The 21,535-nt window shown below is 53.7% G+C and carries 21 protein-coding genes; 13 read left to right on the top strand and 8 right to left on the bottom strand.

What is annotated here, in order from left to right; all coding sequences use genetic code 11:
- Positions 1 to 15: 15 nt before the first annotated feature.
- Positions 16 to 828: a DUF4367 domain-containing protein gene (locus GCU45_RS03100; protein ID WP_152398029.1), complete on the bottom strand. Its 813-nt coding sequence runs from the start codon at positions 826 to 828 to the stop codon at positions 16 to 18.
- A complete protein-coding gene (locus GCU45_RS03095; RefSeq protein WP_145024472.1) occupies positions 809 to 1,396 on the bottom strand; it encodes an RNA polymerase sigma factor in 588 nt (195 codons plus the stop codon). The genes GCU45_RS03100 and GCU45_RS03095 overlap by 20 nt, the downstream gene beginning before the upstream one ends.
- A 281-nt stretch (positions 1,397 to 1,677) precedes the next feature.
- Here GCU45_RS03095 and GCU45_RS03090 point away from each other — a divergent pair, with 281 nt between their 5' ends.
- Positions 1,678 to 3,960: a histidine kinase gene (locus GCU45_RS03090; RefSeq protein ID WP_152398028.1), complete on the top strand. Its 2,283-nt coding sequence runs from the start codon at positions 1,678 to 1,680 to the stop codon at positions 3,958 to 3,960.
- 59 nt (positions 3,961 to 4,019) lie between these two features.
- Positions 4,020 to 5,024 (top strand): aldose 1-epimerase, encoded by a 1,005-nt coding sequence (locus GCU45_RS03085; protein WP_152398027.1) that lies wholly within the window; start codon positions 4,020 to 4,022, stop codon positions 5,022 to 5,024.
- Positions 5,025 to 5,123: 99 nt separating this feature from the next.
- Here GCU45_RS03085 and GCU45_RS03080 read toward each other — a convergent pair whose 3' ends face one another.
- A complete protein-coding gene (locus GCU45_RS03080) occupies positions 5,124 to 5,606 on the bottom strand; it encodes a zinc ribbon domain-containing protein (RefSeq protein WP_076171647.1) in 483 nt (160 codons plus the stop codon).
- A 292-nt stretch (positions 5,607 to 5,898) separates the two neighbouring features.
- On the opposite strand from GCU45_RS03080, the gene GCU45_RS03075 reads away from it, so the two are divergent.
- Genes GCU45_RS03075 through GCU45_RS03065 form a run of 3 tightly spaced genes read left to right on the top strand, consistent with a single transcriptional unit; the run spans position 5,899 to position 8,481 of the window.
- Positions 5,899 to 6,837: a helix-turn-helix transcriptional regulator gene (locus GCU45_RS03075; protein ID WP_152398026.1), complete on the top strand. Its 939-nt coding sequence runs from the start codon at positions 5,899 to 5,901 to the stop codon at positions 6,835 to 6,837.
- 21 nt (positions 6,838 to 6,858) lie between these two features.
- On the top strand, positions 6,859 to 7,557 hold the full coding sequence (locus GCU45_RS03070) for an AlkZ-related protein (protein WP_152398025.1): 699 nt from the start codon (positions 6,859 to 6,861) through the stop codon (positions 7,555 to 7,557).
- 24 nt (positions 7,558 to 7,581) lie between these two features.
- Positions 7,582 to 8,481 (top strand): hypothetical protein, encoded by a 900-nt coding sequence (locus GCU45_RS03065; RefSeq protein ID WP_152398024.1) that lies wholly within the window; start codon positions 7,582 to 7,584, stop codon positions 8,479 to 8,481.
- Positions 8,482 to 8,590: 109 nt separating this feature from the next.
- Here the strand turns inward: GCU45_RS03065 and GCU45_RS03060 are convergent, their stop codons facing one another.
- The 3 genes from GCU45_RS03060 to GCU45_RS03050 all read right to left on the bottom strand — a co-directional run bounded on the left by GCU45_RS03060 (position 8,591) and on the right by GCU45_RS03050 (position 12,174).
- Positions 8,591 to 9,355 carry an SDR family NAD(P)-dependent oxidoreductase gene (locus GCU45_RS03060; RefSeq protein ID WP_425281254.1) on the bottom strand — a complete coding sequence of 255 codons (765 nt, stop codon included), beginning with the start codon at positions 9,353 to 9,355 and terminating at the stop codon, positions 8,591 to 8,593.
- 174 nt (positions 9,356 to 9,529) lie between these two features.
- Positions 9,530 to 10,759: an aminopeptidase gene (locus tag GCU45_RS03055; RefSeq protein WP_152398023.1), complete on the bottom strand. Its 1,230-nt coding sequence runs from the start codon at positions 10,757 to 10,759 to the stop codon at positions 9,530 to 9,532.
- A 182-nt stretch (positions 10,760 to 10,941) separates the two neighbouring features.
- A complete protein-coding gene (locus GCU45_RS03050) occupies positions 10,942 to 12,174 on the bottom strand; it encodes an aminopeptidase (protein WP_152398022.1) in 1,233 nt (410 codons plus the stop codon).
- 159 nt (positions 12,175 to 12,333) lie between these two features.
- On the opposite strand from GCU45_RS03050, the gene GCU45_RS03045 reads away from it, so the two are divergent.
- The 5 genes from GCU45_RS03045 (at position 12,334) to GCU45_RS03025 (ending at position 16,377) form a co-directional block, all read left to right on the top strand.
- Positions 12,334 to 12,606: a hypothetical protein gene (locus GCU45_RS03045; RefSeq protein ID WP_152398021.1), complete on the top strand. Its 273-nt coding sequence runs from the start codon at positions 12,334 to 12,336 to the stop codon at positions 12,604 to 12,606.
- A gap of 56 nt (positions 12,607 to 12,662) precedes the next feature.
- Positions 12,663 to 13,331, top strand: a complete 669-nt coding sequence (gene cdaS / locus GCU45_RS03040; RefSeq protein WP_152398020.1) for a sporulation-specific diadenylate cyclase CdaS — start codon at positions 12,663 to 12,665, stop codon at positions 13,329 to 13,331.
- Positions 13,332 to 13,532: 201 nt separating this feature from the next.
- Positions 13,533 to 13,985: a signal peptidase II gene (gene lspA / locus GCU45_RS03035; protein ID WP_221223914.1), complete on the top strand. Its 453-nt coding sequence runs from the start codon at positions 13,533 to 13,535 to the stop codon at positions 13,983 to 13,985.
- 202 nt (positions 13,986 to 14,187) lie between these two features.
- Entirely contained in the window at positions 14,188 to 15,441 is a 1,254-nt protein-coding gene (locus tag GCU45_RS03030) for a DUF445 domain-containing protein (protein ID WP_167527071.1), read from the top strand.
- Between the two features lie 27 nt (positions 15,442 to 15,468).
- Positions 15,469 to 16,377 carry an aldo/keto reductase gene (locus GCU45_RS03025; RefSeq protein WP_152402749.1) on the top strand — a complete coding sequence of 303 codons (909 nt, stop codon included), beginning with the start codon at positions 15,469 to 15,471 and terminating at the stop codon, positions 16,375 to 16,377.
- A 132-nt stretch (positions 16,378 to 16,509) separates the two neighbouring features.
- On the opposite strand, the gene def is transcribed toward GCU45_RS03025, so the two are convergent.
- Positions 16,510 to 17,025 (bottom strand): peptide deformylase, encoded by a 516-nt coding sequence (gene def, locus GCU45_RS03020; protein ID WP_152398017.1) that lies wholly within the window; start codon positions 17,023 to 17,025, stop codon positions 16,510 to 16,512.
- Positions 17,026 to 17,053: 28 nt separating this feature from the next.
- On the bottom strand, positions 17,054 to 17,293 hold the full coding sequence (locus GCU45_RS03015; RefSeq protein ID WP_152398016.1) for a helix-turn-helix domain-containing protein: 240 nt from the start codon (positions 17,291 to 17,293) through the stop codon (positions 17,054 to 17,056).
- A gap of 334 nt (positions 17,294 to 17,627) precedes the next feature.
- On the opposite strand from GCU45_RS03015, the gene GCU45_RS03010 reads away from it, so the two are divergent.
- From GCU45_RS03010 to GCU45_RS03000, 3 genes are all read left to right on the top strand, one after another.
- A complete protein-coding gene (locus GCU45_RS03010) occupies positions 17,628 to 19,322 on the top strand; it encodes a M3 family oligoendopeptidase (protein WP_152398015.1) in 1,695 nt (564 codons plus the stop codon).
- Between the two features lie 319 nt (positions 19,323 to 19,641).
- Complete coding sequence (locus GCU45_RS03005; protein WP_152402747.1) at positions 19,642 to 20,802, top strand: type III polyketide synthase; 1,161 nt, start codon at positions 19,642 to 19,644, stop codon at positions 20,800 to 20,802.
- Positions 20,789 to 21,523 carry a methyltransferase domain-containing protein gene (locus tag GCU45_RS03000; protein WP_152402745.1) on the top strand — a complete coding sequence of 245 codons (735 nt, stop codon included), beginning with the start codon at positions 20,789 to 20,791 and terminating at the stop codon, positions 21,521 to 21,523. The genes GCU45_RS03005 and GCU45_RS03000 overlap by 14 nt, the downstream gene beginning before the upstream one ends.
- The last annotated feature ends 12 nt before the right edge of the window (positions 21,524 to 21,535 follow it).

The raw sequence follows: 21,535 nt of genomic DNA, 5'->3' as shown, positions 1-21,535 counted from the left end.
CCAACAAATCATTCATTAGGGAAGCGGCTCGACCAGGTTGAGAATTTCCTCTTTACTCGCCGTGGTTATGATGTACAGCTGCACTTTATTATATTTCATGATCAGCGAATTCATGTTGCTTTCGGTGTAATAGGCTTCATAACCGTTCTTGAGCTTGATCTTGACAGGTTCTCCGTTCGTGAAATAACCTGTGCTTGAATTCGGGAGAATTCGGCTCACGGTAATGAACAGATTATCGTCTTCCTTTGGCCCGGTATAAAGCATAGTAATTTCGTTATATTTCTTTGTTTCGAGATCTTTTGCTATGACGGTGGATTGCTTGAAATGATAACGCTCCGGAATTCTGCCGCTAAAATCCGGAATGGTAAAGCTCAATTCTTTCTGCACTTCACTGAGCGGGCGCGTTGTTGGGACACCCTGTTCCGAAGAAATGATTTTCCCATCCCATGGCGGCGGTTCCTTCTCTCCGTCCATATAATTTGGCGGTGGAGGAGTTTTCGCGATCCCTCCCGTATCAGACTGATCGTCTTGGAGAAAAACCACATTCTTAACGCCGTCTCCCCAGTCAACAATGGAGTCGATCAGCGGAGAAATTGCCTTCGTCACGGCTGTGGAACTGAAAATGACCGCTCCAGCCACGAAAGATGCGGCCACCACGCCGCCAAGCTGAAGGTGCCGATTACGTCTGCGGGAACGGTTCACTTCGTTCAGCCGGGCTTGAACCTTGTTCCAAGATGCCTTCTTGCTATCTTCGGACGTCAAGGAAGTTGAAGAGGCTGCCTTCTCGAAGGCGGAATCGAACCAATCTTCAAATTTTTCGCTTTTCATCCTTTACCCCCCACTCCTTAAAGAGCATTTTCTTGATACTTTCGCGTGCCCGGTACAGACGTTGTTTGACGGCATCCTCGGTAACTTCAAGCAGATCGGCGATTTCCCGGTACGACAGGCCCTTTCGCCAGCGATACTCGACCAGAACCCGGTATTCCGGTTTCAGTTCCCTTAAATACTGGACAATCGATTCTTCCATAAATTTCGTTTCTATCGTATTTTCGATCGACACCGTCGGCTGCGCAATCTCTTCTTTATACATAAAGACACCTTCGACATCGACTTGGTTACGGTACTTTTTATTTTTTCGCAAATAATTTATGGTCGTGTTGCGCGTCACGACTTTGAGCCAGGCTTTCAGCTTGGCTTCATTTTCAAACACGGGTTTGCTTTTGATGATCTTAATGAAAGCATCCTGGATAATATCTTCCACCACGGAATGGTTTTTCACGATATACATGATCATGCCGTAGGCATAATCATAGTATTCATAATAGATTTCTTCCTGTAAATCCCGGCTGAGATCGTTGTAATCCGTAGACACAAGAAGCCGGATCATGTTCGGCATGGTTTTCCCCTCTTTCCCATTCGCCCGTCTCTCGTCTGTTTTATCTCATCTTTCCCATTTTACATGATATGTCCAGTTTAGCCTATTCTTTCATGTGAAACGGATACGGAAGAGACAGGGTGAATCAGGCTTAAATAGCCGCTTTTTCTTCCGAAAAAGACGCTAGATCGGGCAATACCAATACAGGGTGATCCAAAAAGGGCGGTGAACGATTTTACAAAGGTGGCTGTGAACAGGTAAGATTCACCACATATCAACAATGTGCAGAAGGGGTTTGAGCCATGGGGGATTACAGACGCAAATCGCCGGAAGAAATTCTCGAAGAAATCCATAGACTGCGGCGGGGGCGGCTCAAAATCATCATCGGAGCGGTAACCGGTTCCGGGAAAACCTATCACATGCTCCGCGAGGGTCAAACCCTGAAATCCCAGGGGATTGACGTCGTCATATGCGCGGTGTCCACGCTGCAGCGTACGGAAACGAAAAAGCAGCTCGCCGACCTGGAGAGGGTGCCCAGCATCCACTGGAATGAAGGAGAAACGGAGCACAAGGATTTGAATCTGCCGGGCATTGTAAGCCGAAATCCCGAAGTTGTGCTTGTGGACGGATTGGCTCATCGAAACCGCAAGCACGCCGAGCATCGAACCCGGCTGGAAGATATCCAGTTTCTGCTGAATCACGGCATCAGCGTCATCACGACCATCAATGTGTATGAAATTGAAGGCATTCATGAACTTGCCCGCAAATGGACCGGGGTAGAGGTCAGGGAAACCGTTCCGCTAACGACGCTGGGTATGGCCGACGAGGTTCGGCTGATCGACGTTTCTCCGGAAACGCTCATCTCCCGGTTGAACGAAGGCCATCTGCGGAGCGTCCGGGACGGGGCGTCCTTTTCCCGCAAGGATTTGGCCCTCCTTCGGGAGCTTGCGCTGCGCTTGATGGCCGACGATGTGAATCAGTCGCTGGAGAAGTTCCGCGAACACGAGGGCATCAGCGGTCCCTCCGGTGCCTCGGAGCGTATCCTAGTGGCGGCGCAATACCATTGGAACGGTTCGATCTATGTACGGCGCGGACAGCAAATCGCAAAGCGCCTGAACGGCGAACTGCTCGTCGTTGTCTTTACGCGGCCCAAGCAGTCACTGTCGCGCGAGCAAGAGGCATTTAAGCGTTCTTTGCACAAAATGGCGGACAAGACGGACGCCAAGCTGGAGGAGCTGCCTTTGTCGGCTCCAAGACGGTTTGCCAAGTCGCTGATCCGGTATGCTTTTGATAAAAAAGTGACCCGGATCGTGCTGGGGCATTCCCGGAAAAGCCCCTGGCAAGAACTGTGGCAGGGTTCGGTGACGAACGGCATTCTGAAGCATGCGCATGGCATCGACGTGTTCTGGGTGGCCGACCGCACGGCGCAAGGGGAACCGCGGATTCTGCCGGCCCGCCGAACGCAAAACAAGCAGGGGAAGGGGTATCACCGGCTCAGCCGCGAGGAAATGAACGAGAAAGTGAAGCGGATCGAGCGCGGCCGGTTCAAAATTTATATCGGCGCGGCCCCCGGTGTAGGCAAAACGTACACCATGCTTCGCGAGGGGAATGACATATTGGCCAAGGGAACGGATGTGGTTATCGGGTGGCTTGAGACGCATGGCCGCGCAGAAACGGCGGCGCAGGTCGGCAGTTTGCCTGTTATCCCACCGAAGGAGGTTTCCTATAAAGGTGCAACGCTGTACGAAATGGATACAGAGGCGCTGCTGGCAAGAAGTCCGGAGCTCGTGCTCGTCGATGAGCTGCCTCATACCAACATGCCAGGCAGCCGTTTCCGCAAACGGTATGAAGATATTTTGCTTCTGCTGGAGAACGGGATTTCGGTCATAACAACTCTGAATGTTCAGCATTTGGAGAGCCTCAACGATGCCGTCGAGCGCATCGCCGGCATCCGGGTCTCCGAGACGGTTCCGGACACGCTGCTGTCCATGGCCGATGAGGTGGAGCTGATTGACGTTTCGCCGCAATCGCTGCAGGAGCGGATGAGGGAAGGGAAAATTTATGCGGCGGACAAGGTCGATCAGGCGCTGGGTTCCTTTTTCCGAACGGGGAACCTGATCGCGCTAAGGGAGCTTGCCCTCCGGGAACTGGCCGACGATGTGGACGAGCGGCTGGAGTCCTGGCAGCGGAATATGTCCCTTCGCGGACCCTGGAGAAAGGAGGAGGTGATCTTTGTGTGTATCCTCCCCGGGACCTCTGCCGAGCGCCTCATCCGGCGCGGATTCCGGATCGCTTACCGCCTGAAGGCCGCGCTTCATGTGACTTGCGTCCGCATGGAAGGCCGGGATTGCGACCTGGGGCGGTGGCAGGGGCTGACCGAAAGCCTGCAGGGGCATTTCGGCATTCTTGAAACAGACGGGTGGAAAGAACTGCCGGCCAAAGTGCTGGGGCAGGCCGAACAAATTCATGCAACCCAGATGATTCTAGGACGCTCAGAAGAAGGAATCATGACTAGATATGCACGCCGAAGAATGCTGAAACGGCTGATTCATGGGGCAAGCCGGATCGATGTGCTTCTCGTATAATGCCACAAATGGTATATTAGAAGAACATTCCTTTTAATCATGAACAGGAGGAGAACAAGTTGACACAATTTGCGGCATTTGAAGGCGATTTTAATGGGGAAAAGGCGATCTGGCTGAAGCATGGGGAATACGAAGCGGCGGTGCTGCCTGAGATCGGCGCCAACCTGATTTTATTCCGGGATACCGAGCAAAACTTCAAGTTTTTGCGGGAACCCGAAGCCGGTGAAATGGAAGATTTCAAGGCGAATCCGGGTGTTTACGGCATTCCGGTACTGTTTCCGCCCAACCGTTACGATGGCGGCAAATTCGAATGGGAGGGCAAAGTCTACCAATTCCCAATCAATGAAGAAGCCACGGGCAACCAACTGCACGGATACATGCATACGATCCCATGGACCGTGGATTACATAACCAGCGACGATTATGAAAGCGCAGTCGTTGTGTCCCAGCGCGTAGGAGAAGGGCATCTGTATAAAAAGTATCTGCCTTTCGATTTCACGATTACGCTGCGATACTCCCTGAACCGGGAAGGGCTGCGGCAGCAGGTCACCATCACCAATGATGGCAAGGAAAAAATGCCTGTGCTGCTGGCGTTCCATACGGCGGTCAATGCCCCATTTGTACCGGGAAGCGAAGCGAAGGATTACCGGGTTAAAATTACGATCGACCAGCGGCGTGAGCTGGATGACCGGATGCTGCCGACAGGTGCTTTCCAGCCGCTGTCTCCGGAAGAAGAGCAGCTCAAAGGAGAAGGCGTGTTCCCTTACTTCACCGAAATGGACTTCCATTATACTGCTGAACCGCAGGACGGACGCAACCGGATGGAGCTCACGGATACACGCACCGGGGACGTGCTGATTTACGACGTAGGTACCAGCTATAAGCACTGGATGGTTTGGAACCAGTTCGCCGGCGGCAAATTTTTCTGCCCTGAGCCTCAGATCAACCTCGTCAACGCTCCGAATATCAAAAACATTCCCGCAGAGGAAATGGGACTGTTCGGCTTGACCCCAGGCGAGAAGTGGGAAGAGACGAGCTTTCTGTATGCGCTCAAAAGAAATTAAGCATCGCGGCCGGGCTTCCTGATCCGCTCTTGAATTAACGACAAAACGCCGTGTCCCTGCTGCAGTGTGGGATACGGCGTTCTCTGATTTACTGATAAATTACTCGTGCTGAAGCTTATGACCGCAGCTGCGGCAGAAATGATCCGAAAATGAGGCCGGTTCTCCGCATTTGGTGCAGTAGGCGCTTTTGGGAATCGAGCTCGAAACGGCTGCCGGCTGAACGACCACCGTATGGAACTGCTGTCCGCAGAACGGGCAGTAGGTCGCGTCCGCGGGAAGCATCTTGCCGCATCCGCATTCCTTCAGGTTTTGCAGGTGCTGGATTTTCCGCTGCAGCTCTTCCACTTCTTCTTCCAAGGCAAAAATGGCCTCCCGGTATTTCTGGATCTCCGCGCTGGGGATCGTGCCGTCCGGTTTCTCCAAGGATTGATGGACGATACGGCCGATTTCCGTATAATTTTTTTCGATTTCCTTTTCCTTCGCTGCCGCTTGAAACTTCAGGGTTGTGGATTCAACCGTGTTCTGCGCTTTCTTGCCGGCATCCGAAACGCCCTGCTTGATTTTGTTGAAAAAGTTGGACATGACGGGTTTTCTCCTCCTTGCGTCCGTGTTCTGATGAAGCCGCCGCGTCGGTCACAGCGTTTCTTCATATCCTGTCCAGTCGTTTGACTCGCTTTTATGCTATTGTATGGCTCTTCCCAATGCATTATAACTGAGCCGGGGCCGAAGGGAAAGTCCTGCCAGCGCCTTAAACCGCGACATTCGACAACTTTTGCATTATGTTGAAAAAGAAAATTCGGCCAAACATTAGTGACATCCAAGTTGTCACCAATAGGCTGATACAATGATTCTACAGCGTGAAGAGGTGAAAAACATGAACCGTATGGACCGCCTGATGGCGATACTCATCGCGCTTCAGCAGGGAAATCAGACAGCCGCAGGGCTCGCCGCCAAGCTTGAAGTGTCGCGGAGGACCATTTTGCGGGATATGCAGGCCCTCTCCGAAATGGGTATTCCGCTTGCCGCGGTGAGCGGCCCCCAAGGCGGCTATTATCTGATGGAAGGCTATCAGCTGCCGCCGCTGCAGCTCAATTCCCGCGAAGCCCTCTGCCTGCTGTTCGCGCTGGAAGGGCTGACCCGTTACGCGGACACGCCGTTCAATTCGGAGCGGTGGACCGTGATGGACAAAATCAAGACCATCCTGCCCCGGGAAACTGCGGAGACGGTCCATCCGATGCTGGATCGCCTGGAAGTGGAGGTGCCCAAGCGTAAGTATACCGTTCCGCACTTGAACGAACTGCTGGATTATGCCTCCAGCAATCAATGGGTATCTGTGTTTTACCATTCGATGAACAACCGCCGCAGGCTGCTGATCCATCCGCTGAGGATTTACGCCGCCAACGGGTTTTGGTACTGTGATGCCTACTCGCAAACCCACGGGGAGCAGCGGATCTTTCGGATCGACCGGATGACGGAGCTTCGTCCGGAAGACCCGCCTGAAGTTGGTGAAGGCGATGGCGATCGTCATCAAGGAAAGTCGGAGCCGCAAACGGTCCATATCCGGGCGAAGCTGACCTACCGCGGAATGCTTCAGGTCGAGCGGGACGAGCATGTCGGAGAGAAAATCAGCGCGGTCGGAAACGAAGAGTGGCTGGCGGATTTTCATCTGCCGGTGTCGGAGTGGCATTGGGCCGTGCAGCTTTTTTACGCGCTTGGCACGGAGGCGGAGGTACTTGAGCCCGAGGCTCTTCGCCGGGAGGTTTGTGCCAAGGCTGTGCGCCTGCTGACTGCGTATGAGCAAGACCATACATAAGACGTTGGAGGAGATGATCAGATGCTTAAGGAAAATGAACAAAAACCGCTGCACATCGAACGGTACGAGGACGCGTGCGATTTAATCGCCCGTGTCGGCATCCTGCCGCTGGCCGGCTTGATTCCGGGACATCCATCCCTGGACGGGGTCACTCCCAAGGAGAATTGGCATACGGGAACCGAACGGGATCCCTGGCTGTGGCGCGCCCGATTTCCCGGCGACGGGACGGCGGCTTACGGCAAATTCATCAAAAAGAAGGCGGTGCTGATCGCGGCGGATTGGTTTCCGCAGGTGCTGCGGCTGCTTGGCAGTGAAGAGGATCCCGAGAAACGTTACCGGGACGGCTTGCTATCCAAGCCGGCATGGGAGCTGTACCAGCTGATCCGAGACGACGAAGGGATCGAGACGAGGGAGCTGCGGGCCCGCGCGGGCATGAAATCACCGGACCGGAAAAAGGAGTTTGATCAAGCGCTGGCGGAGCTGCAGGGGCAGCTCGCCATCGTCATTTCCGGTGTCAAGGAGAAGCGGAACCTGCTCGGAGAGAAAAACGGCTGGAGCAGCACCTCCTACCAGACGACAGAGGATTGGATGCGTCAGTATGGTATCGAGCGATTCCGGGGAACGAGGGAGCAGGCGCAGTCTGAGCTGAAGTTTAAAATGGAGCATGTATGTACACCGGAAGCAGCAGCGTACATGCATAAAGCGTTCGGCATCCGTTAATCAGAATTAAAGGAGGAACTGTTAATGGGAGCAAAGGAAGGAAGGTCAGCCCGTCTGGAAAAAGCCAGAGCATTCGTGCTTGCCAACGCGCGGCTGCTGGACCGGCGGCGTTATGAAATGGGGTTTGAAGGAGGTTCCGCGGATGGGGTTATTGCTGCGCTCAAAGCCTATCAAAACCCTGACGGCGGGTTCGGCAATGCCCTGGAGCCTGACATGCGTACATCCGCAAGCCAGCCTGTAGCGGTGGAGCAGGCACTCTGGATCATGGACGAGGCGAACCGGTTTGATGCGGATATCATCGCGGGGATCGCGTCATATCTCAAATCGATTACCGTCCCGGCCACAGGCGGTTTCCCCCGGGCACTGCTGTCCGTTAATGACGCTCCGCATGCGCCTTGGTGGATAACGGAGGACGACCAGCAGCCATCGCTGAATCCAACCGGTAATATTCTCGGTCTGCTATACAGGCAGACGGCTGTGAACGATTTCAAGCAAGAGGAATGGTTCACGCGAAGTGCGGAATTCATCTGGAACCGGATTCCCCAGGCAGATCAGACGGATTATCATGACCTGCACCAATGCATTACCTTTTTGAAATATGCTCCCGATCGGGGAAAGGCCTCAGCGATGCAGGAGGAGCTGAACGAATGGCTCCGCCAGCCAGGCGTCATCGAGCTTGACCCCCGCGCGGAAGGCTATGTCCATAAAGTGCTGGACTGGGCGCCTGTTCCGGCCAGCTACGCCGCGGAGCTGATCTCTCCGGCGGATATCGAGCGTCACCTGGACGATTTGGAAGAACAGCAGGAGGCCGATGGCGGATGGAAGGTGTCCTTCCCATCCATCAGTCCGGGTAATGGGGCGGAGTGGCGGGGGCTGATCACGGTCAACCGGCTGATCACACTGCGGGCATACGGCAGGCTGTAGCAGCGTCTTTTCATAAAGGAAATAGGAATGATATATGACAAAAAGCAAAAGGACAGCATCCGGCTGTCCTTTTACTGTACTCACTTTGATAAAGTTTAGTATGTAGCATCTAAATGGCAGGCATGACGTTGCCGCCGTTCACCGGAATGTAAGCCCCGGTGATAAAGCTCGACAAGTCGGACGCCAGGAACAATACCGCATTAGCAATTTCCTGGTCGGTGCCCCGGCGCTTGAGGGGAACGCTGCTCGAATACCCTTCGCTGACCTCGGTGTTGTTCTCCCGGTCGCGGTCGCTGATGGTCCACCCGGGAGCGACCTGATTGACCGTGATGTTGTGCTCGCCGACCTCTTTCGCAAGCACGCGGTACACGCCGTCCATACCGCGCTTGCCGGCAACGTAAGCGGACTGGCCGGGGAAGTTCTGCATGGAGCACTCGGTGTTGATGCCAATCATCCGCCCCTGCTTGCGCTCGATCATGGCCGGGATGAAGGCTTTGGCCAAAAGCACGTTCTGCAGCACGCAGGATTCGAACTGGCTCCGGTAATCCTCGACCGGCTGATTCAGCACACTGGTCCATTCATACTGAATGACAGCGTTTGCGACAACGATGTCAATGGCCTGCCACTCTCCCAGCAGGCGGTCTCTCATCGCCGTAACCGCTTCGGCATCGGTGATATCGGCTTGAACGGCGATGCAGCGCCGGCCCAGCGCCTCAATTTCCTGCTTCAGCTCCAGCGCTTTCTGTTCGTTGCCGCGGTAGTGGACGGCCACATCGGCCCCGGCACGGGCCAGTGTACGGGCCATGACCCGTCCAAGCTGGCCGGAGGCGCCGGTGATCAAAGCGGTTTTCCCCGTAAGATCTATGGATATCATCAAACTGCTCCTCTCCATGGTAGGTGAATTCGTACAAATCGTACCACCGGCATCCGGGAGCGTCAAATGGAATCCATGATTATACCTGAACGGGAGGTAGGGAGGGGGCAGCATTTTGTAAACACAAAAAAGCACCCCGTCGGTCATGCGGCCGTGAGGGGTGCTACCAGTGAATTATGCCCAGTTTCCGTTGACAAACACCGGCTCTTCTTTGCCATCATGGGTGATTCCGGTAATGTTCATCTCGGAAGAACCCATCATGAAGTCGACGTGTGTGATGCTCTGGTTCATGCCTTGGGACTCAAGCTCGTCCTGGGACATCGTCTTACCACCCTGTATATTGAAGGCGTAAGAGCTGCCGATTGCCAGGTGGCAGGAAGCATTCTCATCATACAAAGTCGTATAGTACAGGATGTTGCTTTGTGAAATCGGAGACTGGAACGGAACAAGGGCTACCTCGCCAAGGTAGTGGGAGCCTTCGTCCATCTCGATCAGGCGTGCGAGCGTGTCCTGGCCTTCTTCCGCTTTGTAATCTACGATACGGCCGTTTTCGAATGTCAGCGTGAAGCGGTCGATGATGTTGCCGCCGTAGCTGAGCGGTTTGGTGCTGCTCACGGTTCCGTTCACGCCGGTTTTGAGCGGAGCGGTGAACACCTCTTCGGTCGGGATGTTGGCGACAAACGCCGTACCCTGCTCATTGACGCTGCCCGCCTGCGCCCAAATATGGCCTTCGGGTAGCTCGATCGTCAGATCCGTGCCCGGCGCCGTAAAATGCAGCTTTTGATACTTTTTGGCGTTCAGCTCATCCGATTTTTTCTGCAGCGTATCGATATGCTCTTCCCAAGCGGCGATCGGATCCTCGCGGTCCGCGCGGCACGCATGGAAGATGGCGTCCCACAGCTTGCCGACCTGCTGATCCTTCGGCGCATCCGGGAACACCTTCGCGGCCCAGTCCGGGGAAGGGAAGGCAACGCCCGTCCAGCTCATTTTATCCGCCTGCTGAAACTGGCGGTATTTCGCCATCGCCTGACCGTAGGTGCGCTGATAATCGGCGATTCTTCCAGGCTCTACTCCTTTGAGCAGGTCGGGACTGGAGGAGAGAACGGTCAGGAAAGCGGCTCCGTTCTCAGCGAGCTCGGTCATTTCGCCCGCATACCAGGTCGGAGCTTCAAGGAAAGATTCCGCCGGTGCCAGATCGTACCGGAGCCGGGTGACCGCCTCGTCGGTATAATTGACTTTGACGAGCTTGGCGCCGATCTCATACGCCTTGCGGACGATCAGGCGAACGAGCGGGGCGGCGTCAATCGTTGCATTCACGACCAGCGTTTGTCCGGGCTGCACATTTGCGCCGATTTTGACGGCAAGCTCGGCATAATTGTTTAATTTCTCTTCGAACGAGAGCATAGGCTCTACCTCCACATATGTATTCAATTCTTCCCCATTATAAATTAACCACTGGATAAAAAAAACACCTGACTACAAAAGAGCCCTCCTGTCATCGCTCCAGGAAGGCTCTTGCGGCTCCAATATTTCATCGTATGCAGAACAAGGATTCACAGCATTAATGGACCGATTGGAGTCAGTCCTTAAAATGCCCAGTTTCCGTTTTTAAATACAGGCTCTTCCGAACCGTCAGCGTTAACGCCGAAAATGTCCATTTCCCCCGAGCCGATCATAAAGTCGACATGGGTCACGCTTGTGTTCAGACCGCGCTCAGCAAGCTGCTCCTGATTCATGTCCTTGCCGCCTTCAACACAGAAGGCGTAGGCGCTGCCGATCGCCAAATGGTTGGAGGCGTTTTCGTCAAAAAGCGTATTGAAGTACAAAATGTTCGACTCGGAAATCGGTGATTGATGCGGAACCAACGCGACCTCGCCGAGGTAGTGCGCGCCTTCGTCCATTTCGACGAGATGCTCCAGCGTTTCCTGTCCCTGTTCGGCGCTGACACTTACGATCCGGCCATTCTCAAACGTAATGGAGAAGTTGTCGATGATGTTGCCTCCATAGCTCAGCGGCTTGGTGCTGCGCACCGTGCCGTTTACGCCCGTCTTCAACGGCGCTGTGAACACTTCCTCGGTCGGCATATTGGCGACGAAGCTGTGTCCTTTCTCGTTGATGCTCTCGCCGGCTGCCCAAATATGTCCTTCCGGAAGCTCGATGGTCAGATCGGTTCCCGGTGCGATATAGTGGAGCTTCTTATATTTTTTGGCGTTCAGGATGTTCGATTTATCCTCCAGCGTGGCCAGATGCTGCTTCCAGGCACCGACCGGGTCTTCCTGATCGATGCGCACCGTATGGAAAATCGCTTCCCACAGCTTCTGCACCCGTTCAGATTCGGGAGCGTCAGGGAACACCTTTGCAGCCCATTCCGGCGAAGGGACAGCCACGATCGACCAGCTGAACTTGTCTGCCTGCTGGTAAGCACGGTAAGGAGCCATCGCCTGGCCGCGTGTTTTTTGGTTCATGGCGATCCGTTCCTGCTTGATCCCCTTCAGCAAATCCGGGTTCTCGGCAATCACGTGCAGCACGGCTGCCCCGTTTTCCACGAGTTCGATCATTTCCCCTGCAAACCATTTTGGTGGAATCGCGAAGACTTCATCGTCGGCCCGTTCATACTGCAGACGGGTAACGATTTCGTCGCTCCAATTGACTTTGACGAGCTTGGCGCCCGCATCATACGCTTTTTCCACGATTAAGCGGACAAATTCCGCCGACTGGATCGATGCGTTGACGACCAGCTTTTGGCCTTTCTGGACATTGACGCCTACACGGACGGCAAGATCGGCATATTTGTTTAATTGACTGATGAAATCGGTCATGGATTCATCCCTCCAGATACTGGTTATCAACTGACACAAGTAGTATTGTACTAAATTGTTCCGCATAATGAAAACCTAAGCTCTGCCGTTTGATGGAAACAGCCGCCTCCATGGTATACTATAGTATCAAATACACCACTTAGAAGGAGCAATGGATTCATGGACTTTACAATTATCGAAGCCGGGATGAAGCTGGACGAGGAACGACACTACGTGGGGCACACCATTTTTACTTTGGAGGGACATAAGTCCAAGTATGAGGTTACCTTTTTCAGCAAGAAGGGCGATGATTGGGATTACAGCCTGAACTATGCGGACGAATCGGGCAGCGAAGAGGAGATGCTTCAGGCCGATGCGCGGCTGGAAGAGGACGATGACCTGTTTGATGCGCTGCTTGATGCCGCGATGGATACGATGGAAGACGGCGAATAGTCGGAAGGCTGGACGGAGCAGTCTATATTTTAAGCTATAAGGAAAGGTGAGCCGACGTGAACAATGAAGATGAGCTGGGTCTGTCTGAAACGATACAGGTCCATCTGAAAAAGAGCCTGTCCACTATTAAGGCGGAAATCGAGAGCATGCTGGCGACGATCGACCAGAAGGAATGCTGCATTCTGAATGAGTTTGAGCAGATCCACAGCGTCTTTACCGACATGCAGATGACGGCCGCATCCTATTATCTGAATGCGTATCTGTCGCCTTATACAGATCGCTACGTAGCATTGTCCACGGCGCTGCAGCATCTGTCGGAGCGGAATCACGGGGCGCTCATCGTCGTCAAAAGAAACGATGCGCTCCCGCCGCTGGTGCATTCCGGCATACGGGTAGGGGCAGACGTGTCGCATACCCTGCTGGAATCGATTTTTTATCCGGGGGGACCGCTGCACGATGGGGCGGTGCTGGTCGACAAGAACCAAATCGTCTCCGCCGGCAATGTGCTCCCGGTTTCCAAAGCGCTGCGCGAGGGGAAGCTTGGAACCCGTCATCGGGCCGCGTTGGGGCTGTCAGAAATATGCGATGCGCTGATCCTTGTCGTTTCAGAGGAGACGGGCAGGGTATCCTTTGCGCTGAACGGAACGCTCTACCCGGTACGCCCGGGGGAAATGGATTCGCGGCCGGTGTTCAGCCCGGATGTAGCCGTCCCTGGAGGGGATTGAGGCAAGTTCGTGGCAGCCAGCAGCTGCAGGATCGGAGTCAAACTTGTGTACGCAGAGCGATCTGACGCATAATGGACATACAGGCATGCTGCATGGCTCCATTAGAAAGGGTCGGCATCGGCGTCTCTACCCGTTTTGTTCTTTCGCTGAACAAGGGGAAATGAGACAACGGACGCAGAGGGAAAGAGGTGCATCATTATTATGTTTTACATCATATCGCTGATCGTCATTGCGATCGACCAACTGAGCAAGCTCTGGGTCCGCTCATCCATGGTCGTCGGAGGTTCGAGGCCTTTTCTTGACCCGTACGTTCATTTTGAGTACTACCAAAATTCCGGAGCCGCGTTCAGCTCGTTCCAGGGCTACGGCAAGTTATTTGTCGTATTTGCGGTGTTTGTTACGGCCGTCATTATCTATTACCGGACCAAAGGCGTGCTTAAGGGGACATGGATGGAGCTGGCTACGGGCTTTCTCGTCGGCGGGGCGATCGGCAATGCGATCGACCGGGTGCTGTTTGGCAAGGTTACCGATTTTATCGTCCTCGGCCGCATGACAGGCATTATGAATATCGCGGATATCGCGATTAATATCGGCATCGTGGCCATTATTCTGTCCGTGATCTTCCGCCGCGAGCCGAAGCAGTCTTATTCCTGATGCCCTGTTAACGGACATCTGGAATCATGATGTGCAGACAGCAGACTCCCGGGAAGCCGGGAGTTTTTCGCGAGCCCGGGTTTTTCGGCTGTAAACGAAACAAATGGGCTACAATATGGTTAATAGTTTGATAGCGTGATCGGTCATTGAAGCAAGTCGAATCGACGCCATCATGGTATATGTACATATGGGGGTATGCAGATTGAAATCCAGATATTTGGCCGGGTATTCCCTGGCTGTTATGGGTGCGGGCTTTCTCGTCATGCTTTTCCTGCCGCAAAATTCGTGGGTTAAGCTGCTGCTGGGAGGCTTTGAAGCCGGACTCGTCGGCGGATTTGCCGACTGGTTTGCGGTCACCGCCTTGTTTCGCCATCCGATGGGGATTCCGATCCCACACACGTCGCTGCTGCTCAAAAACCGCAACAAAATCGTCAATTCGCTCATTTCCGCATTGGAAACCGAACTTCTGAATAAGGAAAGCATCACGTCCAGACTTCGGCAGATGAAGCTGTTCCAGTCTGTGTCGACCGGGCTGTTCAAGCTGATTCGGCGGAAAGAAGTCCGCATGAAGCTCCTGTCTTCGCTGGAGCAGGCTGTTCGCGAACTGCCGCTGGAGAAAGCGGCCCCGCACATCCGGGACATGGTGCTTCGGTACATTCATAGCCGGAACATCACCGAATTGTTAAACCGTGCGGTCAAAGAGACGGAAGCGCACCAGTTGGACGAGAAGGTATTGGACTACGGACTGCTGTATGCCGCAGAATGGGTGAACAACCCGGACAACGAAATGATGCTCGGCAAGCTGGCGCATGCCAAACTGGACGAGCTTCAGCTTGGAGGAATGAAGGGCTTTGCCGTTCAGGCCATGCTGGGTTTTATGAACGAGGAGAAAATGGGAGCGATTCTGAAGAAGCTGATCCTCTCGGCATTGCTTGAAGTGGCGAATCCGGAAAGTCCATACCGGGAACGGGTTGTCAAAGGCATCCGGGAGCGTTTGTCCCAAGTAGCCGACAGTCCGGAAACGGAAAGCCGCGTAAAGGGATGGCTGGATGACAAGCTGAGCTCTGAGAACGCGGAAGCATGGATTGCCGGCCAGCTGAACCATTTGCGTGAACGTCTGCTGCAGTGGATGGAAGCCGAACAGGAGCGCGGCGGGCGTATATGGATTCGTCTGTTCCGCTGGTGCCATGATTTGTTGCAATCCAAGGAAGAGCTTACCCACCGGTGGGAACAAGGGATTCTGGCAATGATCGTTCAGCTGGTGGAATCCAATTACTATCGCATCGGCGTGCTGGTTCGGGAAAATCTGGACAAGCTGGACGATCAGTCGCTCGTCAACATGCTGGAGGAGAAGGTCGGCAGCGACCTGCAGTGGATCCGGGTCAACGGCGCGATTTGCGGATTCGTGATCGGCATCGTGCTGAGCGCCATTCATTTGCTGATTTTAAACGGGTAAGTTCAGGGGAAGGGACAGGTGAAATTAATGAAAAGGAACCAATTGGGAACATCGGAACTGAACATCAGCGAGATCGGGCTGGGCTGCATGTCCTTGGGAACCGATGAGGCGCAGGCTGAGCGAATCGTTCACGCGGCGCTGGAGCGGGGCGTGAATTTTTTGGACACCGCGGATCTTTACGACAGCGGCAGAAACGAAGAAATTGTCGGTAAGGCGATCCGCGGACGCCGGCAGGACGTTGTTCTGGCGACGAAGGTAGGAAACCGGAGAATTCCTGGTAAAGAAGGCTGGGTATGGGACCCTTCCAAAGCGTATATCCGCTCTGCGGTAAAAGAAAGCCTTCGCCGCTTCCAAACGGATTATATCGATTTGTACCAGCTCCATGGCGGTACGCTGGACGATCCGATTGACGAGACGATTGAGGCGTTTGAGGAGCTGAAGCAGGAGGGCGTGATCCGCTATTACGGCATTTCGTCGATCCGTCCGAACGTGATCCGGGAATACGTAAAGCGTTCCGGAATCGTCAGCGTCATGAGCCAGTACAGCATTCTGGACCGCCGCCCAGAGGAAGAGGTGCTGCCTTTACTGGCCGATAACCATATCAGTGTCATTGCCCGCGGACCGGTGGCTTCCGGTGTCCTGACCGAGCAGGGCGGAGCGAAAGTGGCGAAGGGGTACTTGGATTACAGTTCCGACGAACTGATCCAGATCCGTGAGCAATTGCAGCGCCTTGTCAAGAATGACCGCAGTATGGGGCAGACCGCGATCCGGTACGCCTTGGCGAATCCGGTAGTGGCGACGGCCATCGCGGGAGCAAGCTCCCTGGAGCAGCTGATCCACAATACTGCGGCTGGAGACGCTCCGGCGCTCACGGACGAGGAGATCGAGCAGATTCGCAGCTTTAGTAAGGCTAATCAGTATACAGCTCACCGTTAATAACATTATTTTTCTTTATAAAAAGGAGCCGTCCCCGGGTCGTGAATGACCTTTGGACAGCTCCTTATTTTTTCATATGTGGGGACTTATAATGAGACTTGATGAGATGTCACTAAGAGCATAGAGGTGCAGCTATACGTTCTGGGTCAGCTTTAAGGCAGCCATCAAATCCGCTCTGCGTTCCGTCCGATTGACAAACAGCTCCCCGTTTTGGATATGGTCGATGTACAAAATTCCGTCGAGATGGTCCATCTCATGCTGAATGCAGCGTGCCAAATAATCCTCTGCCTCCATTACAATCGTTTTACCCTCACGGGTTAACGTACTGATCTTCACGTATTTCGCCCGCTTCACGATACCGGTATACCCGGGGTAGGATAAGCAGGCTTCCGGTCCGGCCTGCTCTCCGGCGTGCTCGAGCAGCACCGGATTGATCAGCTCAATGAGCCCGTCCCCGCAGTCCATGACGATCACCCTGCGGAGAATGCCGATCTGCGGTGCGGCCAGGCCGGCTCTGCCTTCTTCTGCGTACAGTGTATCCGCCATATCATCCAGCAGCTTGTGAATTCTCGGCGTTATTTCCGTAACGGGTTTGGCTTTTTTGCGGAGAATCGGATCTCCGAAGGGAAGAATTTCTTTTTCCGACATGCTTGTTACCTCCAGTTTCAATAAACGTCTAGGCCCCTCTAACGTTCGATGGGGTATGATGCCATAAGTCGCTAGGAGTGCAGTCGAGAGCTGTGCACAGCGCATCCATCGTATCGGCCTTTATCTGCTTCGGATTGTCGTTCAGCAGGGCGCTGATCGAGGGGGGAGACAGCTCGTAGCCGGCTTTGTCTTTCAGTAGACGGGCCAGTGCCGCTCCCGTCCAAATTCCGCGTTCTGCCATCACTTGGCGCAGCATCCATATCAGCATCGCTTTCAAACCACCTTTGTATATTCAGTATATGTATATTCAACCATTTAGGTGATGCCTAATATTTTTAGGTACGAACTAATATAACACAACCAATGGTAAAAAGGGAAGAACGAGGATATAAGCATAAGCGCGGTTAATATTGGGCAATTCTCGGAACCTTACTATGGATCCATCTGTAAAATATAGCCATTCCATGTAGGGAAGCTTATAGAAATTTGACTAACGGGAAGTGCTTTCACGAACATTAAATTTTTTTTGACGTATCTGTTGTCTAAGCCTGAATCTCTAGTATAATGGTAACGAAAGCCAATCAAGAAGGGATGCGTGATGCATGAAGTTCAGCGAGTACGAATACAAGCGGCCAGACGTGAAAGAAATTGAACAACGGTTTAAACAACTGATCCAGCAGTTCGAGCAGGCGGCTTCCTTTGAAGAGCAGGACAAGGCCATGTCCGATATCAACAAGCTGCGCAGCGAATTCGAAAGCATGGCAGAGATTGCCGTCATTCGCCATTCCATCGATACGAACGATGAATTTTACAAGGCCGAACAAGAATACATCGATGAAGCAAGTCCGGTCTATCAAGAATACATAACCGATTATTATAAAGCGCTGGTAGAGTCCAAATTCAGAAGTGAACTCGAAGCCAAGTGGGGAGCGCAACTGTTCAAGCTTGCCGAGCTGGCGCTTAATTCCTTCCATCCGGATATCATCGAGGATATGCAGCTCAATAACAAGCTGGCCACCGAGTACAGTCAGCTCATCGCCTCTGCGAAGATTCCGTTCGAAGGTGAGGAGCGGACGCTGTCCCAGCTGCTGCCGTTTGAGCTGTCGCCGGACCGCGACCTGCGCCGGAGAGCGTCGGAGGCGAGATATTCCTTCATGGCGGAGCATGAGCAGGATTTTGACCGGATCTACGATGAACTCGTGAAAACCCGGACGCGCATGGCTCAAAAGCTCGGTTATAAAAATTACGTTGAGCTTGCCTACATTCGCATGAACCGTACGGACTATGACGCCGACATGGTGGCCAACTTCCGGAAGCAAGTGCTGGAACACATCGTACCCGTAGCCCAGAAGCTGAAGGAACGCCAGCGCGAGCGGATCGGTGTCGATTCCCTGCGGATCTATGACGACAATTTCAGCTTCAAGACCGGGAACGCGACGCCAAAAGGGGATGCGGACTGGATTTTGGAGCAAGGGAAGAAGATGTACGCGGAGCTGTCTCCGGAAACCGACGAATTTTTCAAATTCATGGTAGACCGGGAGCTGATGGATCTCGTCAGCAAAAAGGGCAAGCAAAGCGGCGGATACTGCACGTTTATCAGCAAATACGAATCGCCGTTCATTTTCTCTAATTTCAACGGCACTTCCGGTGATATTGACGTTCTCACGCACGAAGCCGGCCACGCCTTCCAGGTCTATTCCAGCCGTCATTATCAAGTACCGGAATACATGTGGCCTACGTATGAATCGGCCGAAATCCATTCCATGAGCATGGAGTTCTTCACGTGGCCGTGGATGGATAACTTCTTTAAGGAAGACACGGAGAAATACCATTTTGACCATCTGTCCAGTGCGCTTCTCTTCATTCCATACGGGGTATCCGTTGACGAATTCCAGCACTACGTGTATGAGAATCCGGACGCGACGCCGGAGGAGCGCAAACGCGCTTGGCGTGAAATCGAGAAGAAGTATTTGCCGCACCGGCAGTACCCGGACAACGAATACCTGGAACGGGGCGGCTTCTGGCACAAACAGGGGCATATCTTCCAGGCGCCGTTCTATTACATCGATTATACGCTGGCGCAAATTTGCGCGTTCCAGTTCTGGAAGAAGATGAACGAGGACCGCGAAGCGGCTTGGGCGGATTACCTGAGACTGTGCCAGGCGGGAGGATCCCGTTCCTTTACCGGACTTGTGGAGCTTGCCGGACTGCAGTCGCCGTTTAAAGACGGCACCGTTGCTTCGGTAATCGGCGTCATTGAGAACTGGTTGAACAATGTGGACGACAAAGCGCTGTAAAAATGAATAATTGCGAATAAAAATGTAGAAAGCAGGCATTGGGGATGAGCCCCATGCCTGCTTTTTGTGTACGCCGTTATTTTGGTGCACACGTTTTCCGCTGACCGGAATCGGGTAAGCATCAGTAGCAGGAGGGTGGTTTTCCCTTTTAAGTCGGAGATTTCTGTACAAAGCGATCCATCCGGTTTATACCACCTAAAGCAGGCAAACAGGTATTTGTCCTCACGGCGCATATGCGTTATTACGGTGAATATACTTGTTCTAAGGCTTATGTGCGTAAATGGGACGTAAATGAATGAATGGAGGTGATCTTTTGACGATGGTCAGTGAACATGGTGCAGGCAGGGCATTGATTCAGGGCATCGGTACGGCGCTTCCGCCTCACCGCCTTTGCCAGGATGACGTATTTGCCAAAATCGAAGCTTCGTTAAGTGAAGATCCCCACGCGCTAAGGTGGGCGAAAAGAATATTTAAGCAATGCGGAGTCCAGGTCAGGTACACCTGTGAGGAGGATTTCCTCAAACCTGCCGATCAGTGCACGTATCTGTCCACGGACAAGCAGCAGGCCGCCCCTTCGACCTCCAAGCGGATGGAGGTGTACCGGAGAGAATCGGTCCCTTTGGCGGAGAAGGCGGCTGAAGAAGCTATGCGTGATGCGGGGGTGGAGGCTTCCGGAATCACTCACATTCTGACGGTAAGCTGTACCGGTCAATTTCTTCCCGGATTAGACACTGCCTTGATTCATCGGCTTGGATTGTCTGCGCGGATTCAGCGGATCCCGCTTACCTTTCAAGGTTGCGCCGCTGGTTTGAGGGCGATTCAGTTAGCACAGCAAATCGTGTCTACCAGCCCGGCCGCGACGGTGCTCATCGTTTGCGTCGAACTGTGCACCATCCACTTGCAGCCTTCGGGATCCCGAGAAGCCTTGTTCGGTGCTTCGTTTTTTGGGGACGGGGCTTCGGCATGCATCGTCAGCTCCGATGAAGCCGACCAACAGGGAGGGTTCCAACTCGGCGGAGGACATTCTGTGCTCCTTCCGGATTCTGCAGACGAAATGATTTGGGAGGTCGGGGACACTGGTTTCGATTTATACCTCTCCCCCAATATCCCCAAGCTGCTCAGAACGTTCCTGCGGGATGAAGTGGACCGGCTGCTGGACGGAGGAGCACTTCCGCCGTTATGGGCGATTCACCCGGGAGGACGGGGCATCGTAGATGCCGTCCAGGATTTGTTCGGGCTGGAGGACATCCAGACCGAATTCAGTAGGAACGTGCTGCGGGACTTCGGGAATTTATCCTCGGCGACGCTGCTGTTCGTACTACAAGGGATGAGAGAGCGTTTGAGGGAACAAGGCGAGGGTGAACGGTCCGGAGTGGCCCTGGCGTTTGGCCCGGGCTTGACTGCAGAACTCCTTCGATTTACGTATGTTCCTTCATTCGTTACGAAACGGGAGTCAAGTTATGAGTATGCCGGCCTTTAAGCGGTTAAACCGGCGGGCCGTGGAAGAGGAATACATGGACGACTTCAGCACGGGCGGCGACGAGCTGCTGGAAGCGCTGCGCCATTTGCGACGACTGAATCGGATCTTTGGTGCTTCGTCTCCATCCTTATACGGGTTCAAGCGGTTGTGGCGTCAATTCGGCCGACCGGACAGGGTATCGGTGCTGGATATTGGCGCCGGCTCGGGAGATGTGAACCGCCGCATTCTGCGCTGGGCTGCCCGAAACGGGGTCGATGTCCGGATTACATTAGTGGACATTACGGAAGAAGCCTGCGAGGAGGCCAGAAACTTGTACCAGGGGGTACCAAATATTACGGTCAGACGCTGCGATTTGTTTGACCTTCCGGATGGCAGCGCCGATATCGTCATGTCATCGCAGTTCCTACACCACTTTGACGACGTCCGGCTTCCCGAAGTGGTGGGGCAGATGCTGAAGGCATCCCGTCTGGGCGTCGTGATCAGCGATATTCACCGGCACTGGATTTCGTGGTCCGCCGTTTGGGTCGTAGCGCACCTGGTTTCAGGCAACCGTTATATACGTCATGACGGGCCCCTGTCGGTAGCGAAGGGTTTCAAGTCCTCCGATTGGATCAGGCTGAGACAGCGGCTGCAGGAGCGGGATATTCAAGCGGACTTGCTGTACAGCTGGAAGCCGTTATTCCGTTATGTGGCCGTTGTTCATAAAACGGGAAAAGTATAAAACAGCGAAAGG

It is taken from the genome of Paenibacillus cellulositrophicus (genome assembly GCF_009363095.1).
Classification (GTDB): domain Bacteria; phylum Bacillota; class Bacilli; order Paenibacillales; family Paenibacillaceae; genus Paenibacillus_AQ; species Paenibacillus_AQ favisporus.
Note: the sequence above shows the minus strand (reverse complement) of the source record. Positions and strands in the feature narration are given on the sequence as shown.